17 protein-coding genes are annotated in these 18,243 nt (G+C 61.1%); 13 read left to right on the top strand and 4 right to left on the bottom strand.

Annotated features, from left to right (window positions below):
- Nucleotides 1-146 precede the first annotated feature (146 nt).
- The 5 genes from VBE63_RS06315 (at nt 147) to VBE63_RS06295 (ending at nt 6,532) form a co-directional block, all read left to right on the top strand.
- The gene (locus tag VBE63_RS06315; RefSeq protein ID WP_323682157.1) at nt 147-1,826 is read left to right on the top strand and encodes an NADH-quinone oxidoreductase subunit L; all 1,680 of its coding nucleotides are present in this window, start codon (nt 147-149) and stop codon (nt 1,824-1,826) included.
- A gap of 12 nt (nt 1,827-1,838) precedes the next feature.
- On the top strand, nt 1,839-2,633 hold the full coding sequence (locus tag VBE63_RS06310; RefSeq protein ID WP_323682156.1) for a hypothetical protein: 795 nt from the start codon (nt 1,839-1,841) through the stop codon (nt 2,631-2,633).
- Nucleotides 2,634-2,812: 179 nt separating this feature from the next.
- Entirely contained in the window at nt 2,813-3,259 is a 447-nt protein-coding gene (locus VBE63_RS06305; protein ID WP_323682155.1) for a putative inorganic carbon transporter subunit DabA, read from the top strand.
- A gap of 109 nt (nt 3,260-3,368) precedes the next feature.
- The gene (locus tag VBE63_RS06300) at nt 3,369-6,110 is read left to right on the top strand and encodes a DUF2309 domain-containing protein (protein WP_323682154.1); all 2,742 of its coding nucleotides are present in this window, start codon (nt 3,369-3,371) and stop codon (nt 6,108-6,110) included.
- 104 nt (nt 6,111-6,214) lie between these two features.
- Nucleotides 6,215-6,532 carry a P-II family nitrogen regulator gene (locus tag VBE63_RS06295; protein ID WP_323682153.1) on the top strand — a complete coding sequence of 106 codons (318 nt, stop codon included), beginning with the start codon at nt 6,215-6,217 and terminating at the stop codon, nt 6,530-6,532.
- A 63-nt stretch (nt 6,533-6,595) separates the two neighbouring features.
- Here the strand turns inward: VBE63_RS06295 and VBE63_RS06290 are convergent, their stop codons facing one another.
- On the bottom strand, nt 6,596-8,386 hold the full coding sequence (locus VBE63_RS06290) for a putative bifunctional diguanylate cyclase/phosphodiesterase (protein WP_323682152.1): 1,791 nt from the start codon (nt 8,384-8,386) through the stop codon (nt 6,596-6,598).
- A 219-nt stretch (nt 8,387-8,605) separates the two neighbouring features.
- On the opposite strand from VBE63_RS06290, the gene VBE63_RS06285 reads away from it, so the two are divergent.
- The 4 genes from VBE63_RS06285 to VBE63_RS06270 all read left to right on the top strand — a co-directional run bounded on the left by VBE63_RS06285 (nt 8,606) and on the right by VBE63_RS06270 (nt 11,104).
- A complete protein-coding gene (locus VBE63_RS06285) occupies nt 8,606-9,028 on the top strand; it encodes a hypothetical protein (RefSeq protein WP_323682151.1) in 423 nt (140 codons plus the stop codon).
- Between the two features lie 282 nt (nt 9,029-9,310).
- On the top strand, nt 9,311-9,616 hold the full coding sequence (locus tag VBE63_RS06280; protein WP_323682150.1) for an RNA-binding protein: 306 nt from the start codon (nt 9,311-9,313) through the stop codon (nt 9,614-9,616).
- Between the two features lie 195 nt (nt 9,617-9,811).
- Nucleotides 9,812-10,012: a Trm112 family protein gene (locus tag VBE63_RS06275; protein ID WP_323682176.1), complete on the top strand. Its 201-nt coding sequence runs from the start codon at nt 9,812-9,814 to the stop codon at nt 10,010-10,012.
- 84 nt (nt 10,013-10,096) lie between these two features.
- The gene (locus VBE63_RS06270; protein ID WP_323682149.1) at nt 10,097-11,104 is read left to right on the top strand and encodes an NAD-dependent epimerase; all 1,008 of its coding nucleotides are present in this window, start codon (nt 10,097-10,099) and stop codon (nt 11,102-11,104) included.
- A 14-nt stretch (nt 11,105-11,118) separates the two neighbouring features.
- Here the strand turns inward: VBE63_RS06270 and VBE63_RS06265 are convergent, their stop codons facing one another.
- From VBE63_RS06265 to amrS, 3 genes are all read right to left on the bottom strand, one after another.
- Complete coding sequence (locus VBE63_RS06265) at nt 11,119-12,135, bottom strand: recombination-associated protein RdgC (protein WP_323682148.1); 1,017 nt, start codon at nt 12,133-12,135, stop codon at nt 11,119-11,121.
- A gap of 133 nt (nt 12,136-12,268) precedes the next feature.
- The gene (locus tag VBE63_RS06260) at nt 12,269-12,949 is read right to left on the bottom strand and encodes a Uma2 family endonuclease (RefSeq protein WP_323682147.1); all 681 of its coding nucleotides are present in this window, start codon (nt 12,947-12,949) and stop codon (nt 12,269-12,271) included.
- 102 nt (nt 12,950-13,051) lie between these two features.
- A complete protein-coding gene (gene amrS, locus VBE63_RS06255; RefSeq protein ID WP_323682146.1) occupies nt 13,052-14,194 on the bottom strand; it encodes an AmmeMemoRadiSam system radical SAM enzyme in 1,143 nt (380 codons plus the stop codon).
- Nucleotides 14,195-14,429: 235 nt separating this feature from the next.
- On the opposite strand from amrS, the gene amrB reads away from it, so the two are divergent.
- From amrB to VBE63_RS06235, 4 genes are all read left to right on the top strand, one after another.
- Nucleotides 14,430-15,242 (top strand): AmmeMemoRadiSam system protein B, encoded by an 813-nt coding sequence (gene amrB, locus VBE63_RS06250; protein WP_323682145.1) that lies wholly within the window; start codon nt 14,430-14,432, stop codon nt 15,240-15,242.
- A gap of 16 nt (nt 15,243-15,258) precedes the next feature.
- Nucleotides 15,259-15,828 (top strand): AmmeMemoRadiSam system protein A, encoded by a 570-nt coding sequence (gene amrA, locus VBE63_RS06245; protein ID WP_323682144.1) that lies wholly within the window; start codon nt 15,259-15,261, stop codon nt 15,826-15,828.
- 15 nt (nt 15,829-15,843) lie between these two features.
- Nucleotides 15,844-17,196 (top strand): HlyC/CorC family transporter, encoded by a 1,353-nt coding sequence (locus tag VBE63_RS06240; RefSeq protein ID WP_323682143.1) that lies wholly within the window; start codon nt 15,844-15,846, stop codon nt 17,194-17,196.
- Between the two features lie 73 nt (nt 17,197-17,269).
- Nucleotides 17,270-18,241, top strand: coding sequence for a hypothetical protein (locus tag VBE63_RS06235; protein ID WP_323682142.1), 972 nt, complete (start codon nt 17,270-17,272; stop codon nt 18,239-18,241).
- Nucleotides 18,242-18,243: the final 2 nt, after the last annotated feature.

Genomic DNA, 18,243 nt, shown 5'->3' with positions numbered 1-18,243 from the left:
TCGCCTTGGACAAAGGCGGCTGTATCGATCCGGGAAAGCCTGATCGAGACCAATCCTGATAAACTCGCCAGGCGATTTGCGCGCGCCGCCTAGGCTTCTAGCGCAATACACCTGACTGCTGATCAGACCGACGCTTGCGCTAACCCATGGTCCACTTGGCTTACGCCCTCCCCCTACTGATGCTTCTCTCGGCCCTCGCCGTTCAGCTCGGGGCCGGGCGTCTCGGTGAGTCGGTCGCGCGTATCAGCGTGGGGGCGAGTGCGGGTACGCTCCTGTTCGCACTGCTTTTATTCGCCGATCAGCTCAGCGCCGATCCTGGCCAATTGGTCAGTCTTGGCCTCGGGCTGTTCAGCCTTTACATCGACTGGCTGAGCACGCTGATGGCGCTCTTGGTCAGCGGCGTGAGCCTGGTCGTGCATGTGTTTTCGGTGCGCTACATGCAGGATGATCCGGCTTACACCCGGTTCTTCGCACTGCTCGATGGCATCGTCGCGGTGATCTTGTTGATGGTCATGGCCGGCGATCTGCTGACATTACTGCTCGCCTGGCACCTGGTCGGTATCTTTCTGTATTTCCTGCTCAATCACGATACCCGTCGTCCGGCATCGACGCGCTACGCCTTCTGGACCCTATTCACTCATCGGGTCGGCGACCTGCCCCTGCTCGCCGCCGTTGCGCTCATCTACCATGCCTTCGGCACCCTGGCCCTGCCGGAGGTGTTCGCGGCCATGGCAGCCGCTCCCGAGACCACCACACTGCTCGGACTACCACTCGCCGAGACCCTCGGCGTCCTGATCCTGCTTGCGGCCTTCGCCAAATCGGCGCAGTTCCCGCTGCATACCTGGCTGCCCTATACCATGGACGGACCTACGCCGGTCTCGGCACTCATGCATGCCGGCATCGTCAACTCCGGCGGCTTCCTGATCAACCGCTTCGCGCCGATCTTCGTGCACACCGAAGGGGTGCTGTTGCTCGCCTTCGCGGTTGGGCTGATCACCACCATCATGGGCTCACTGATGATGTTGATGCAGAGCGACATCAAGAAGGCGCTGGGCTATTCGACCATGGGCCAGATGGGCTACATGGTGATGGAATGCGGCCTCGGCGCCTTCTCGCTGGCGATCTATCATCTAATCGCGCATGGTGTGTTCAAGGCGACGCTCTTCCTTGGCTCCGGCGCCATCATTGGCAACGCGCGTAAGGACCCGAACATCCCTGAAGGCGAGATCTATCGGTTCATGGTCGAGCGCAAGGTACCGCATCCTCCGGTCTCTTGGGTGATCTTCGCCGGCATCACCATCACCGTGCCGCTATTGATCGTCTTCGGCGCTCACCAACTGGTCAATGAAGGCTTCCTGCATCATCAGGGCGCACTCATTCTGCTGCTCTTCGGCTGGATCACCGGCGCTCAGACCCTGTTCTTCGTCTACAAGATTGGTGGCGAGCGGCCGTTCTCGGTACTGATCTATGTCATCCTCTCGTTCGGTTTGGTGATCCTGACCTATGTGCTGGTCGGCCATGCCTTCGATGCGCTGCTCTATCCTGACCCGGCGTTTCGTGAGGCCCTGTATGCAGCCGCTTCCGTCAATGTCACCTCCTTCATGTTGGTGCTCCTGCTGTTGATCGCGCTCATCGCGGGTGGCTGGCTGATGGTGTTCCGTTCCACCGCCGAGCGCCAACCCCTGAACCGACGCTGGCGTGGGGCCTATATCAGCCTCTATGCACTGATGTCGCGCGAGTTCTATATCGCCGACCTCTACAGCCGCTCCGGCGAGGCGATATTGGCCGCCTCCAAGCGCCTGAACGCGCTGCTGCGCTGGGTTTGAGGTCAAAGATTGATGCTGACCCTAGCCTGCTTCCTGCTCGCCGGCCTGCTGCTGCCACTGTTCCCGCTCAGTATCGGCGTCAATCTGCTGCTGCAGTCGACCCGTCCGGGTCGGCTTGGACAACCCCAGACTCAGGCCGCACTCATCCTGCTGATGCCGCTCGCGGGGGTTGGCCTGATCGCGCTCGGACTCGCGCTCGCTGAGGATCAAGCGTCCACCCTGATGACCGCTTTCGCCCTCTGGGGTGGCGCCACATCCCTCCTCTATGCCTTTCGGATGCTGAGTGCGCGCGACGGGCGAATCTGGCTGGCGCAGCTCTACAGCTCGGCGCTGTCACTGATCTGGGTCGGCGTTGCCCATCAGGTACCGCCCTTGCTGCCGGCACTGGGACTCGCGCTCCCCTTGCTGCCGCTGCTGTTCTTGCTCGACAGCCTGGCGCGCCGCTTTGGTATCGCGCGCGTTGGCCTCTATCCCGGGCTCGGGCAGCGCATGCCCCGCTTCTCGACCCTGTTCATCATCGCCGTCTTGGTCGCCATTGCCGTGCCCTTTTCTCCTAGCTTCTTCGCCATTGCCGATCTAGCCTTTGGCGGTGTCGGCAGGCATGATCTGGTCACCTTGTTGCCGCTCGGGATCTCATGGCTGCTCTGGACCTGGGCCGGTACCAATCTGCTTACTGGCATCGTCTTTGGCATCCCGCGCGACGACCTCCAGTATCCTGATCTTAAGCCGGCAAGCGCAGTCGCTCAGGGCGCCGGCATGCTCGGGTTGGCCCTGTTTGGACTCTTCTTGGTAGAGCGTGCCCTATGACTAGCAGCTCCGAATCCGCTTCCGCTAGACCCGTTTCCGCCAGCTCGGCCAGCGAGCATCCTGCTCCGGAATCAACCAGGTCCACCTCAGCGGACAGGCTCAGAGGCACCGCGGAGCGCACATCGGAAGTCGATCCGCACAGCCTGCCCAGCCTCGGCCAGCGTCTCAAGATCCGCTCCATGGTCACCATGGCCGGCGAGGTGCTGCCGTTTTTCTGGCCAATGCGCAACTTCATCCATCACAACCCGTTGCACGGACTCGAACACCTGCCGTTTGAGCAGGCTGTGGCCGAGGCGAGCCGCCTCTTCCATGCCCGCGGCTGGCTGCGCCGCAACGACTATCAGCGCATGCTCGCCGAGGGCGATATCGACCTCGCCGTACTCGAGACGCTGGTCAGCGACCAGGTCGACGCCTGGCTTGCCGACAACATAGCCGATGCCAACATCCTCAGTGAAGCGGACACCAGCGCCAATGCCGGAGATGGAGCTGAATCCAGAACAGGTGCTGACGCTCTCCTCAAACGCCTGCTGATGGCGATGCTGACCGGGCTCGATCAACCCAGTCCCGGTGATTGCGTGCCTTGCGCCGAAGAGGTGCTGGCTTGCCTTCGCCAGCCAGTGCCGTGATCGTCATCAGCGCCAAGCAGACCAGACAGCTCAGCCAACTCAGCCAGGCCAGACAGTTTAGCCTGGCCAAGCAGACCGCCAACCAGGTCGCCAACCGGGAATCAGTGCGATGACAGCCGATGCCAATCCAGCGTTCGCCGCCCAGCTTGGTCGTGAGCTAACCCTCTACGATGCGGTCGATCAGCTCTTTGGCACCCGCATCGGCGAGACGCTGAACGAACTGCTGATCAAAGGACTGATGGACTTCTTCGACGAGGGCCAATCGATTTGGCGCATGCCTGGACGCCGCCAAGGGCTCTTTCGTGCCTGGAGCCGGATCGCGCGGCGCAACCGGCGCTTGAAGATGCGGGGCATGGATGTCGGCGCCATCCTCGCCGAGACCGACCAGCCCGAGGTGATGATCGATCGGGTCATGCGCCGTCTCGGCGTGCCAGAAGCCTTCTGGATGGACAACTTCACCCTCGAGCTCAGCAAGCTCCATGGCTGGGCCGGTTTCGTGCGCTGGCGCGCCCAGGCCCGCCACTACTACTGGCAAGAGCGCAATCCCGCGGATCTCGTCGATTTCCTGGCCATCCGGCTGGTGCTCGCCCTCGCCTTGCTCGAGGACGCCGGTCGACGCCTGAAACGCGACCTCAGCTGGCCGGCGCTTAAAGCCTTTGCCGAAACTCATCCCCACGAATGCCTGCTGCGGCGCGAGCTCAACGCCGGCAGCGTACTGCCGGACTTCGCGCACCGCATTGAGGTTACGCTCGAGCGTGGCGACCCGGCGCGTCTGGATGCGCTCTTTCTCGAGTATGAGCGCGTCAAGCGAGCCCGCGAGGCCCGCACCCGCGCAGCGCGTATCCAGGCCATGGCCGAGCGTGCCGGCATCGCTCGTGATCAGCTGCTCGGGTATCCGGACCACAGACTCTTGCAGCTGATCAATGGGCTCTATGCGCTCAAGGCCAGCGAAGGTATGACCTGGACCCGTGCGCTCGAGCAGACCTATCGCGATCGGCTGCTAGCCGCGCTCGGCCCAACGCTCGCAAACGCCAAGACCCCAGGCGCAGCCAATCAGCTCGATGCGAACAACCAAGAGGATCTCAGCAGCCCCTGCGAGAGCGTCCAGGCGCTGTTCTGTATCGATGTGCGCAGCGAGCGCCTGCGTCGCCAGCTCGAGTTACTCGGCGACTATGAGACCTATGGCATCGCCGGCTTCTTCGGCATCCCGCTCAGCTTCATCGAGTTCGGCAAGGGCCACGAGACCGCGCTCTGTCCGGCCGTCGTGCAGCCACAGAATGTCGTCGTCGAGATGCCGCACACCCATGCCAAGGTCTCGCACTCGCTCTACGAGCTAGCGCACGAGGTGGTGCACGACCTCAAGAACACGGTGCTCGCGCCCTATGTAACGGTCGAGGCGGTCGGGCTGCTGTTTGGCTTCGATATGGTGGGCAAGACCTTTGCGCCGCGGGCTTACAACACCTGGCGGCAACGGCTAGAGAGCCAAAAGCCGCCGCTGCGTCTGCTGATCGATAAGATCAGCGAAGAAGAGGCACGCGAGCTGATCACTCACTTGCAGGACGAGATGATCATCCGCGCCGCCGAGCGGCATTTTGGCATCAAGCGCGAAGCACTCACCAATCCGATGATCCGCGAACTGCGCGAGATCGCGCTCGGGCAACGCCGGGGCCGTGGCTCCCTCTTCGCCGATCGTTTCGACATCGAGCCGGCCAGCGAGGCGGTCTTCATCCGCTCGCTGCAGGTCGAGTACCGGGTCAACCCGGACCAGGCGCGCATTCAGCTTGAGCATCTCGCCAAGATCGGCTTCCGTCACCAGCGCCAGGCACAGCTGGTCGGCAATGCCTTGCGCTCGATCGGCCTCAGCCGGGGCTTTGGCCGCACTGTCCTGGTGGTCGGCCATGGCAGCACTTCGGAAAATAACCCCTATGAGTCGGCATTGGACTGCGGTGCCTGCGGTGGCGATCAAGGGCTGATCAACGCCCGCATCTTCGCCGCCATGGCCAATCGGCGCGAGGTGCGTGAGCTGCTTGTCAAAGATGGCATCTCAATCCCGGAAGAGACCTGGTTCATCCCGCTGCTGCACGACACCACCACCGATGAGATCCTGCCAGCCGACCTGGATCAGCTCCCGCCCGCCCTGCTCACACGCATGACTCGCATCCAAGAGGATCTGACCGCGGCTGGGCGCCTGTGCGCCTTGGAACGCTGCCGCGAGCTCAAAGAGCAGGGCGTCGGCAGTCCAGAGACCGCAGCCCGGCGCGTCAAGCGCCACGCGCTCGATTGGACCCAGGTGCGCCCCGAATGGGGCTTGTCCAGGAATGCCAGCTTCATCATTGGTGGTCGTGCGCTGACGCGTGGGCTCGATCTGGACGGGCGTGCCTTCCTGCACTCCTATGATCATCGACTCGATCCCCAAGGCCGCCTACTCGAAAGCATCCTCTCCGGCCCGCTGATCGTCGCCCAATGGATCAACCTCGAGCATTATTTCTCGGTGGTCGACAATGAAGGTTTTGGCAGTGGCAGCAAAGTCTTCCACAATATTACCGGACGCTTTGGCGTGATGAGCGGCAACCTCAGTGATCTACGCACTGGGCTACCCGCGCAGACGGTGCTCAAAGGTGACCGGCCCTATCACAAGCCGATGCGTCTGCTCACCCTCATCGAAGCCCCGCTGCCCTTGGTGCAGGGGCTGTTGGATCGGCTCTATAAGCCACGCGAACTGGTGCGCAATGGTTGGATCAAGCTCCTGGTACTGGACCCGCAGAACGGATGCCTGCAGGGCTACGAGTCGGGCGCTTGGGCGCCGATCGACGCTAAGACGTCGCGCGAGGCGCGATCCGTATCGGCCTGATCGGTTCGGCCTGATCGGTTCCTGAGGGTCGTCTTGAAGCCGCTCTTTATTGAAACCGCAATGACATAAGGTCACTCACGATGCAAGCGCTCAAACAGAGCTCAATGAAGAAGTTGGAGATTATCGTTCAGGGGGAATACCAAGAGTTCGTGATCGATCTGCTGGAGCGCGCCGGCGTCAGTGGCTGGACCCTGGTGCATAACCTCTCCGGCAAAGGCTCGCATGGCAGCCACGAAGGTCATCTGATGTTCAATACCGATGATGTGTTGGTGATGATCATCACCGCCGTTCCCGAGGATCTTGCCGGCCCCATCCTAGAAGGCCTGACGCCCTTCTTCAACAAACACATGGGCGTGGTCTTCACCAGCGATATCTCAGTGACCCGGCTCGACAAGTTCCAGCAGCCGGCGCCCGGGCAGTAGCCCCGGCATGCCGACAAGGCTTGCGCGATCAATGCTTGCGGAAGGTTCGGACTGCCTTGGGCCTCAGCAGAGACTCCGCTCGAAACCCTGTAACAGGATCTCAAGCGGCATCGGGGTGGCGAAGTAATAGCCCTGGAACAGGGTACAGCCCTCAGCGCGCAGGAGTTGATACTGCGCCTCGTTTTCGACGCCTTCGGCGATGACCGGTATCGAAAACGCCCTGGTCACACTGAGCGCGGCGCGCACAATCACCAGCTGCGAGGGGTTGCGCTCGATATCCTTGATCAGGGTCTGATCGATCTTGACCGCATGAAAGGCCAGTCGCTGCAACTGGATCAGCGAGGACGGGCCGGTTCCATAGTCATCCAAGACCACGGCAATCCCAGCCTGCTGCAGGCGCTTGAGCGCCGCTTCGGCGCGCTCGACATCGGTGAACAACGACTGCTCACTCACTTCAAGCCGGATCTGTTGAGGCTGCAGGCCGGTCGCTTCGACGGTGCGCAACACACGTTGAGCGAAGTCTGTATCGATCAATTGGCGCACACTCACATTGACGCCAAGATGTAGATCGGGGTGGCCAGCCAAAGGGCGTATCGAGGCGAAATCCTCGCAAGCGCGACGCAGCACCCAGTCATCGATGGCCTGGATCAGCCCACTGTCCTCGGCCAACTGCAAGAAGGCGTCCGGTCGGCGTAGATCCCGCTCCGAGGCGGCCCATCGCACCAGCGCCTCGCAGCCGCACCATTGACCATCGGCATTGACCAGCGGCAGATAGTGCAGCGTCAGTTCCTCCCGCGCCAAGGCCTGGCGCAAGGCGAGCGAACGGCTCTCCTTGAACTCGATCGCCTGCTGCATGCTCGCTTGGAAGAAGCGCCAGGTATCGCGACCGCCCTGCTTCGCCGCGTACATCGCAATATCGGCCTGTTTCATCACCTCATCGGCATTGCACGCGGCATTGGCGAACAAAGTGATGCCGATGCTCGTGGAGCAATACAGCAGGCGATCCTGGGCACCGGTGAGCCGATAAGGAACGGCGGCCAAGCGCGCGATCTTCGAGGCAATGCCCGCGGCCTCTCGAGTCGCCACCTCGGAATCCGTGCTGAGCGCCTCGCACAGCACCACGAACTCATCGCCCCCAAGCCGAGCCGCCGTATCGGTTTGCCGCAGCGCCTCACGCAAGCGTTCACTGAAGGTGATCAAGAGTTGATCACCAACCGCATGGCCGAGCGTATCATTGACCCGTTTGAAGCCGTCGAGATCCAGCAGTAACAGCGCCCGATGGCCGGCCTGACGATCGGTCAGGGTGATGGCATGCTCTAACCGGTTGAGCAAAAGCCGGCGATTCGGGAGACCGGTCAGCTCGTCATAGAGTGCGAGTTGCTCGATCCGCGCCGAGACCTGCTGCTGCTCGGTCATATCGTCGCAGACGCCGACCAGGCAGTAGCCCTCTGTCATCCTGTCCTGAATGCGCTGCGCATGCACTCTGAGATGCCGGCATTCTCCAGAGGGCAACAGCACCCGGAGCTGCACGAGGCGCGCTTCATCCGACCGGGTCACGCGGAGCATGGCACGCAGTGCACGAAAACGGTCGTCTGGGTGGACCAGATGGCGCCATGTGGCAAGGTCGATCTTCAGATGCCGAGCGTCCAGACCATGTAGCCTGTGCATCCAGTCATCCCAAGAGAGCTGAGGTTGCTCGAGATCGTATTCCCAGACACCGATGCCAGCCGCGGCGATCGCAAGGCGCAATCTGCGCTCGCGCAAGCGACTCTCGGGATCTTGCACATCGGCGCTGGCGTTGTTCCCCGTCCCCAGGGCGGTGACATCTGCTTGCTTGGAGGGTCCTTCTGGCATTGGTGGTGCACAGCCTATGGAGCGATCCTATCGCGATCCTTGATTCTAGCAATCTGGGTCAGCCAATCAAGTGGCATCGACGCCAATCAAGTAGCATCGACATGAGCCTCTTTCATAAGGGCTTGAGGCTGAGGCGCGAGACTTCGCTAAAATGACATCGGCATCACCAGGTGCTCGAGGCGGTTTTTGCCCACCCAACCTGCAGAAGGACCATCGTTCATGACCCCAATCAACCTGCACGCCCGGCTTGGCCCATTCGGTATCGCTGGCCTGCTGTCCGTCCTGCTTCTTAGCGGCTGCGCCGAAGATCCGATGGGGCCTGAGAATCGGTTCGCGCTCATCGCCTTCGGCCAGTGCAGCCACAACCAAGCGCTGATGCTGGTCGATCAGGCTATCGCAAAAGGCCATGCCGACAATCTCGAGCGCGGGCTGATGCTGAAGGCCGCCATCCTCCGTGATCGCGGCGATCTAGCGGCTGCTGAGGCGCTCTATCCTAAGATCGATGCGGCCTGGCAAGCAGCAAAAGAGAAGACCCTATCCCCCAGCCGACGCGAGCGAGAGATTCAGATGTTCATCAATATTGCCCAAGCCGAGCGGCATGCAAAGGGTCTCGATCCCTCTTGTCAGGGGACAGCTGATTAACCCCAGGGGCAATTGAGCCTGTGGTCTCAGCCGATCACTGAAATGGTTCAGCGGCGGAAGATTTTCCTTTCAACCACCTAACGACCAGTGTATGCTCCCGCCATCGATCATCGCGTTGTGCAAGCCGATGGAGTTCGGGCTGCGCAACCCCGCCTCACGCTTTACCTCGCTTTATCGACCCGACGGATGACCTGTTCATCCACCGCTACGGCCGCTTGATGTGCACACCGGTCTGCGGCGGTTCACTTTCCTACGGTGTGTATTTCCAGAGAGACGAGACTGATGAATATCTACGTTGGCAACTTGGCCTACAGCGTGACCCAGGATGAGCTCCGTGAAGCCTTTGGCGCTTACGGCGAAGTCGAAAGCGCGAACCTGATCATGGACAAATTCACGGGCGAATCGAAGGGCTTCGGCTTCGTCGAGATGCCTAACAACAGCGAGGCGGACGCCGCTATCAAGGCACTCAATGAGCAGCCGATGAAGGGCCGTCCGATTCGTGTCAATCAGGCGAAGCCGCGCGCTGAGCGTGGTGGTCGTCCAGGTGGCGGCGGTGGTGGCGGTGCTGGCGGCGGTCGTCGCTGGTAAGCCCTGATCACAGGGCCCCTTTCCTCGGCCGAGGAAAGGGGCTTCCGGTGAGATCAACGGCCGGAACGGGATCACTCTCGTTCCGGCCGTTTTGCGTTGCAGCCCCCGCTGACGAATCGGCAACACGGAACAGGCCAAGCTGAGGTAGGATTCTGGTTTGTTCCAGACATCCACCCCGCCCAAGAGAAGATCATGTTGGATAAGAAGCTCCTCGATATCCTCGTCTGCCCGGTGACCAAAGGCCCACTGATCTACGACAAGGACAACGCGGAATTGGTCGCCGTCGCGGCCCGACTCGCCTATCCGATCCGCGACGGCATCCCGGTGATGCTCGAGGACGAAGCGCGCGTGCTGAGCGAGGAAGAGGCCGAGGCTTGGCGCAAGAAGTCATCATGAGGGCAACGCTAGGTGCGGCCACTCTGATGCCCAGCAGTTCGAGGTTATTCATAGCGCATCAAGTGCGCTGAGGAGGTTACAAGCATGAAGGTGCTCGTCACGGGAAGCGCTGGCTTTATCGGCTCAGCGCTATCGATTCGGCTGCTCGAGCGCGGCGACGAGGTCGTCGGTATCGATAACCTCAACGATTACTACGATGTCGAGCTCAAACGGGCACGGCTCGCGCGGACCCAGGGCCATCCCGGCTTTACGGATCTGCGCCTGCATCTCGAAGACCGCGAGGGTATTGCGCAGGCCTTCGCCGAGCATCAGCCCGATCGAGTGGTGAACCTCGCAGCCCAAGCCGGCGTGCGCTACTCGATCGAAAACCCACTGGCCTATGTCGACACCAATCTGGTCGGCTTTGCCCACATTCTCGAGGGCTGCCGGCACAACGGCGTCGAGCATCTGGTCTATGCCTCGAGTAGCTCGGTCTATGGCGCCAACACCAACATGCCGTTCTCGGTCCACGACAACGTCGATCACCCACTGAGCCTCTATGCCGCTAGCAAGAAGGCGAATGAGCTGATGGCGCATACCTACAGCGAGTTATACCGGCTACCCACGACTGGACTGCGCTTCTTTACCGTCTACGGCCCCTGGGGCCGGCCAGACATGGCGCTGTTCCTGTTCACGCGCGCCATTCTCGCCGGTGAGCCGATTCAGGTCTTCAACTACGGCAAACATCGGCGCGACTTCACCTATGTCGACGATATCGTCGAGGGCGTGATCCGGGTGCTCGATCGCATTCCCGAGCCGAATCCGAACTGGAGTGGTGGCGCCCCCGACTCGGCCACTAGCAGCGCCCCCTACCGGCTCTACAACATCGGCAACAATAGCCCGGTCGAGCTGATGCACTATATCGAGACCTTGGAGCAATGTCTGGGTAAAACCGCGGAGAAGGAGCTGCTGCCCCTGCAGCCTGGCGATGTACCAGACACCTATGCCGATGTCAGCGACCTGGTCGACGAACTCGGCTATCGCCCGGCGACTAGCGTCGAAGACGGCATTCGCCGCTTCGTCGACTGGTATCGCGACTACTACCAGGTGTGACGCAGGTGTGAAGCTCAAGCCCAGGGCGGGGTGTCGGTACTGGTCGCGTCCTCCGCTGCCGATACCCTCGTCGTCTTCGGCTGGCTCGGCGCCTGGATGTCGAGCGCCGAGGGCGGCGCTGGGACCGATGGCTCAGACAACACCTCAAACTCTTCACAGAGGCAGGCCAGAACGGCGCGCAATTCAAGCGAGAGCAGCGCAAGCTCCGCATCCAGCAGAGCGCCCTCATCATCGGCGTCGCCGGTGTCGAGCTCATTCGTCACCTCATCGGCAAAGCGCAAGCGCTTGAGGCTGAGATCCTCGCCCAGCAACAGCGAAAACCGCTCCTTCCAGTTGATACCGACGCTCACCGCGCGCTTGCCGGTCTCCAGATGGTTGCGGATCTCCGGCGCGCTCAGATCCTGACCCCGGCAGCGCACCGTCGAGCGCGCATCCTCGGCGTCCTGCAGCACGCAAGAATCCTCGAGCTCGATGCCGTCGGCGGCCTTGCCGGAGCGTATCCAGTTGCTCAGGCGCTCAGCAGCGATGACCTGCGGCTCCAGCGGCTTGACTGGGAAGCTGCCCAAGCTCTCGCGAAGCAACGCCAGCAGCTCTTCAGCCGCCTTGTCGCTGCCGGCGTCGATGACCACCCAGCCCTCAGCAGCGTCGATATAGGCGCGCACCACCCGCGAGCGGGTGAAGGCCTTGGGCAACATTTCGGCGAGTAATTCCTCGCGCAGTTGGGTGCGCTCGCGCCGGGCGACCTCGCGCATCTCGGCCTGCTCGATCTCGGCGATGCGCTCGGCCACCGCCTCGGTCACTACTGAGCCTGGCAGCAGCCGCTCTTGCCGGCGCATCGCGACCAGATGCACCTTGCCGACCGTATGCACCAGCATCTCGGCCTTCGGCCCCAGCGGCGCGGTCCAGCCCATGGTGGCGGTCTCGACCGGACCACAGGGGCGGAAACGGCGCTCGCCCAACTGCGCATGTAGGCCCATCTGATCGAGCTCGAATGGCACCTGAAGCCGATACACCTTGGCGTTCTTGAACATGGCCGAGTCTCCGCAAAAAGCCCGGCATTATGAACCTCGCTGCTGTCTGCGCAAGTGGTTTCGAGAAAGCGGGCAATGGGTGCGGTCTGAACCGCCCCTGGTTGAGGCTGGCTGGAGCTGCAGCCGACGACGATTAACCGCGAGACGGCAGGTCGCTTGCAGGATCGGCAGATGCCTGACTCAACGCAGCTCGGTACGCACGTATCGCCGCCGAGGTGGTGTCATCGCCATCGAGAAAACGCTCAAGCAGCCTCAGGTCGAGACCGGGCAGGATCTCACTGGTTGCCACCGGCTGGTACTGCTCATCGCCCCACATATAGGGCGTCAATCGCGCGCGCCGCCAGATCCAAACCTCAGCAACACCAAGCCGGTGATACAGATCGAGCTTATCGATCCCGCCCGAGGTCCAGATCACCTCGATGGCGAGATGCGGCCGTTCAAGCGTGGTGTCGGTTCCAAAGATGTAGCACTCGTCAGGCTCCAGGCCGGCTTCCTTGGCCGCCTCCTTGAGCGTCCAGCTGCCAAGGGTGGTGAACTCGATATCCTGCTCCTGGCAATAGACCTCGACGAGGCAACCGATGAGCGATTTCAGCCGTTCATGATGCGAAGATGGGCTCATGATTTCAATGACTCCTCGGTCATAGAGGATTCTCGGCACCGATCTTTCGCCACGCATGGCCAGAACGCGCTCGAAATCATCCCAGTTGGCCTGTTGAAGGAAAATGCGGTGGTCCTCGATGGCGGCATCAGCCAGCAGCTCGGCCGGAATCGCGACATGAGCAAGCCGAGTCTTGACCGGCGGCTGAGGAATCATTGGTCGGACATGCCCAGACATGGCTGATCACCCTTGAGGCTGTTGGCTACACAAGACTCAGCTTAGCCGGTCACCCGGCATCAATACCACTCGCACGGGACCTCAGGCCAACGCCGTCGGGCGCAGCGGCACCCGGCGCGCACTAAAATCACCCTGCTCGGCCTCAAACACCCCGGCGCAGCGGGTGCCGCAATGCTCACAGGCCCCCTCAGCCGTTAAGCCCCAGCGCCCAAGCCGGTACCAATCGCGCTCGATCAGCAGATGCCCACAGGCGTGGCACCAGGTACTGTTGCCCTCGCCGTCATGCACGTTTCCGGTATAGGCATGCTGCACCCCCTGCTCGCGCGCGATTCGCCGCGCGCGGGTCAGGGTTGCCGCTGGCGTCGGCGGCACATCAAGCATCTTGTAGGCGGGATGGAAGGCGCTGAAATGCATCGGCACATCCGGCCCCAGATGCTCAACCACCCAGGCTGCCATCCGCGCCAGCTCGGCATCGCTGTCGTTCTCGCCCGGGATCAGCAAGGTCGTCAGTTCGAGCCAGACGTCGGTCTCCTGACGCAGGTACTCCAGGGTCTCCAACACCGGGCCGAGTCGGGCGCTGCAGAGACGCTTGTAGAAGTCATCCGTGAAGCCCTTCAGATCGACGTTCACGGCGTCCATCTCGGCGAAGAAGGTCTCGCGTGCGCCGGGACTGATATAACCCGCGGTGACGGCGACGTTGCGAATGCCTCGCTCCCGGCAGGCATGAGCGGTGTCACAGGCATACTCGAGGAAGATGACCGGATCATTGTAGGTGTAGGCGACGCTGTGGCAGCCGTGCTTGAGCGCAGTATCCGCGATCTGTTCCGGCGTCGCCTCGGCGGCAAGCAGATCCATCTCGCGGGATTTGCTCATATCCCAGTTCTGGCAGAAGCGGCAGGTCAGGTTGCAACCGGCGGTACCGAACGAGAGCACCGAGGTGCCCGGCAGGAAGTGATTGAGCGGCTTCTTCTCGATTGGGTCGATACAGAAACCGCTAGCGCGGCCATAGGCATAGAGCAGGATCTCATCGCCCTCGCGCCCACGCACGAAACAGAGTCCGCGCTGCCCCTCATGGAGCGCACAGGCGCGCGGACAGATATCGCATTGAATCCGCCCGTCATCCAGCTGATGAGAGAACGGCGTGGGATGGCCGCGGGCTTGACGATGTTGTAGACCTCGTGGACCTAGTGAATCTTGTGTGTTGGCTGTCGACTTGAACATCATGCGCCTGTTTCTTGCTCCATCGTTTGCTCTGAAGCCTCACGCTTTCTTGACTAAAATTGTAGTCGGCATGTCGGCCACCGGTTACCCTGCCGTCAGGGCGCTAGTCAGGGCGCTATCGTCGGAGGTAGCCGAAATCGCAGCGCGCGTCCTGAACAGGAAGCCTTCTATGGAAACCGCCTGTAGGTTAGCCTGGGCCGGCCCAGCATGGCGTAATGGTCTCGTTGCACGAGGTAACATGACAATGATGCGAAGGGTACAAGCGCCGGCCGTCGCCGGTCTCTTCTACACCGCTGATCCACAACAGCTGAGCGCCGACGTGCGAGGCTTTGTCGCCGAGGGCGTTGCACGCGCCGGCGACAAGCGGCTCCAACGCGCCAAGGCGATCATCGTGCCACATGCCGGCTATGTCTATTCGGGCGCTATTGCTGGCAGCGCCTACGCGGCCATCGCCGAGCAAGCGGCACAGATCAAGCGGGTACTGATCCTGGGGCCGCCACACCGAATCCCGGTGCGCGGGATCGCGATCTCTGGCGCCTCTGCCTTTGAAACCCCGTTGGGTCAAGTGCCGATCGACGAGGAAGTCGTCGAGCGCCTGATCGCCGATTACCCGCAAGTCAGCCGTCATGATCAAGCCTTTAATGGCGAGCACTGCATCGAGGTACAGCTTCCATTTCTCCAAGTCTTGCTCGAGCACTTCAGCATCGTTCCGATGCTCGTCGGCGAGATCGATGCCCAACAGGTCGCCGAGATTCTGGAGCCTTTCTGGGCGCAAGACGAAAGCCTGATCTTGATCAGCTCTGATCTCAGTCATTATCTGGATGACGCCACTGGGCAAGCACTCGATGCGCGCACCTCGGAGTCCATCCTGAACCTGCAGCCAGAGCGCATTGGCTCTGAGCAGGCTTGCGGCCGCCATGCCATCGCTGGCCTGCTGCAATTGGCCAAGCGACACCAAGGCAAAGCGCGGCTGCTTGATCTGCGTAACTCGGGTGATACCGCTGGACCGCGCGACCGCGTGGTAGGCTATGGCGCCTATGCGTTCGGTTGATCTTCCTCCCCCAGCCATGAGTGCAGCATCACTGGATGCGCCCGCACGGCAGCGCTTACTTGAGATCGCGCGGCAATCCATTAGGCATGGTCTCAATCAGGACGGTGCCTTGCCCATCGTCGCCGAACAGGAGTCCTCCCGCCTACGCGAGCAACGGGCGAGCTTCGTCACGCTGGAACGCCAAGGCCGATTACGGGGCTGTATTGGCCATCTGGAGGCTATCACCGCCCTCGCCTGCGACGTCGCCGAGAACGCGCATGCCGCGGCCTTCCTAGATCCAAGGTTCGCACCGCTGTCGGCCCAAGAATTCGACGATCTGAAGATCGAGATCTCCGTGCTGACTCCACCACAGCCAATCGCATTCAGCAACGAGGCTGAGCTGCTTGCGGCCATCGAGCCCGGTCTCGATGGGCTCATCCTCCGCGAGGGGGCGCGGCGCGGCACCTTCTTGCCCTCGGTCTGGGCACAGCTTCCAAGCCGCGAGACCTTTCTGCGGCATCTGAAACAAAAAGCGGGACTCGCCCCTGAACACTGGTCTGAGCAGATCCAGGTCGCTCGCTACCGGACCGAATCCTTCAGCGAGTAATTCCGCGCCGCCGTCGTGAACGAAATCCCGCTGTCTGTCCTGTTCGCATCGCTAGGGGCATTATTGCTGCTGTCCGGATTCTTCTCTGGTTCCGAGACGGCGTTGATGACGCTGAACCGCTACCGGTTGCGACATCAGGCTGAGCACGGCAAGCGCGGCGCCATCCTTGCTCAGCGCCTGCTCGAACGCCCCGATCGGCTGATCGGCCTGATCCTGCTGGGCAACAACTTCGTCAACATCCTGGCCTCCTCGCTCGCCACCGTCATCGCGCTGCGCCTCGGTGGCGAAGGCGCCATCGCCGCCGCGGCTGGGCTGCTCACGTTGATTATCCTGATCTTCTCGGAGGTGACCCCAAAGACCCTAGCCGCGTTGCATCCGGAGCGCATTGCCTACCCCGCGGCCTTTGTCTATACACCCTTGCTGAAGCTGCTGTATCCGGTCGTCGCCGCTGTCAATCTGATCACCAATGGTCTACTCGCCTTGATGGGCGTGCGCCCGCAGTCGAGCCAGGCCCACGCCCTCAGCCGCGAAGAACTGCGCACCGTGGTCAATGAGGCCGGTGCGATGATCCCACCGCAGAGCCGCGACATGCTAATCGCGATCCTGGACTTGGAGAATGCCACGGTCGAGGAGATCATGATCCCGCGCAACGAGGTCGAAGGCATTGATCTGCAAGATCCCGCAGACGAGATCATTGCCGCGATCCGCCGCGCCAATTACACCCTGCTGCCCTTGTTCGACGGCAGCTTCGATAACCTCGTTGGCCTGATCCATTCGCGCACCGCGATGCACGCATTACTCGAGCATGGCTTTGGCCGAGGTCAACTGGATAAGGACTACCTACGCTCGATTGCGCGCGAGCCCTACTTTGTTCCCGAGGGAACCCATCTGTATCAGCAACTGGTGAATTTTCAGCGTGCGCGTCAGCGGGTTGGACTCGTGGTCGACGAATATGGTGATTTCCAGGGTCTCGTCACCCTCGCCGACCTGCTCGAAGAGATCGTCGGCGAGTTCACCACTGACCCCGCCGATGCCTATCCGGATATCCATCGCGGTGACGACGGCAGCCTGCTCATCGACTGTACCATCACCATCCGCGAGCTCAATCGAGCCATGCGCTGGTCGCTGCCAACCCATGGGCCGAAGACCCTCAATGGCCTTATCATCGACTATCTCGAGACTATTCCGGAGCCAGGCACCAGTCTCAAACTGCACGGCTATCCACTTGAGATTATCCAGACCGATGAGACTGCGGTGAAGACCGTCCGCTATCGCCAGCTGCTCCAATCGCCTCTCAAGCAAGCAGTTGCTGCGCAAACTCAGCCGGCAAGCCATGGCCTTGGAGATGGCAAATGGCCAGGACGCTGACCTTGATTCAGCAATGTCTTGGATTCAGCAATGTCTTGTTCGGACGATTCGATTCATCAGACGAGAGTGATCCATGTTGAAGCGGCTTTACCGTCTAATGTTGTCGACCCTCTTGACGCTCACCTTGATGTCAGGATGTGGCCGGCAACCACAATGCCAGCAAGACAGTGACTGCCCTTCATCCGGCACTTGCTTTGAAAGCGTTTGCGATGCGGGAATCTGCAAAGCCACCATGATTGAGCATTGCTGCGGCAATGGCATTTGCGAAAGCCTCGTCAAACCCAGCCTGCAGCCTTCCCGCGAACCACTCACATCCGAAGATGAAGCGCCTGCGCCTAACCCGCTTTTAGATATCATCTCCGAAAGCGGAACTGAACGCGCAGCGATTGAAAACGAATGCACCTGCCCAGAAGACTGCGGCGAGTGTGAAAAACATATCTCTTATCAGGCGGAGAATGGCGAGACGGTCAAGACCGAATATATTAAAATGCAATGCACCGAATTTAGAACCTGCGAGCCGGGTTATAGCAAAGAAGACCAGATTGAAATCTATGAATTTCGTGAAACGACTCTGAATGACATTGTTTTCAATATCATCGCGCGCTATCCTAACCCGTTAGCGGTCAATAAGGATCGCATTGATCTCGAGCTTGAGCTGGTCGAGATCAATGACCCGAGAATCCTTTACCCGATCAGAATCACCAGCGCGCTAGCCCTTGACGGGGCCATCCTGTTTGGCCAAAACCTCGACAGCTACTCGATCGAGGCTCCGGATGATCGCGTGCAGATATCGATTCCCATCATCAAACCGAGGAGATTGCCGGAAGCAGATCACCAGCTCAACATCCGCCTGAGCCTGGAATACCTCTATCTCGAAGAGAAACAAGTCATTGACAATGGGATGCTTGTTTACGACACATACGGGCGACCGGTGATGCAGATCGTGAGAGACACCGTCATCAAGCCAAACTTGGTCTTCACTCTTGAGGAGAATATTCGGGTGATGGATTTAAGGGCTGGAGCCCTGCGTCAAGCCGCACCCTGAGT

This window comes from Lamprobacter sp., from assembly GCF_034860625.1.
Lineage (GTDB): Bacteria > Pseudomonadota > Gammaproteobacteria > Chromatiales > Chromatiaceae > Lamprobacter.
The sequence above is the reverse complement of the archived record's forward strand: the minus strand, read 5'-3'. Positions and strand labels throughout refer to the sequence as shown.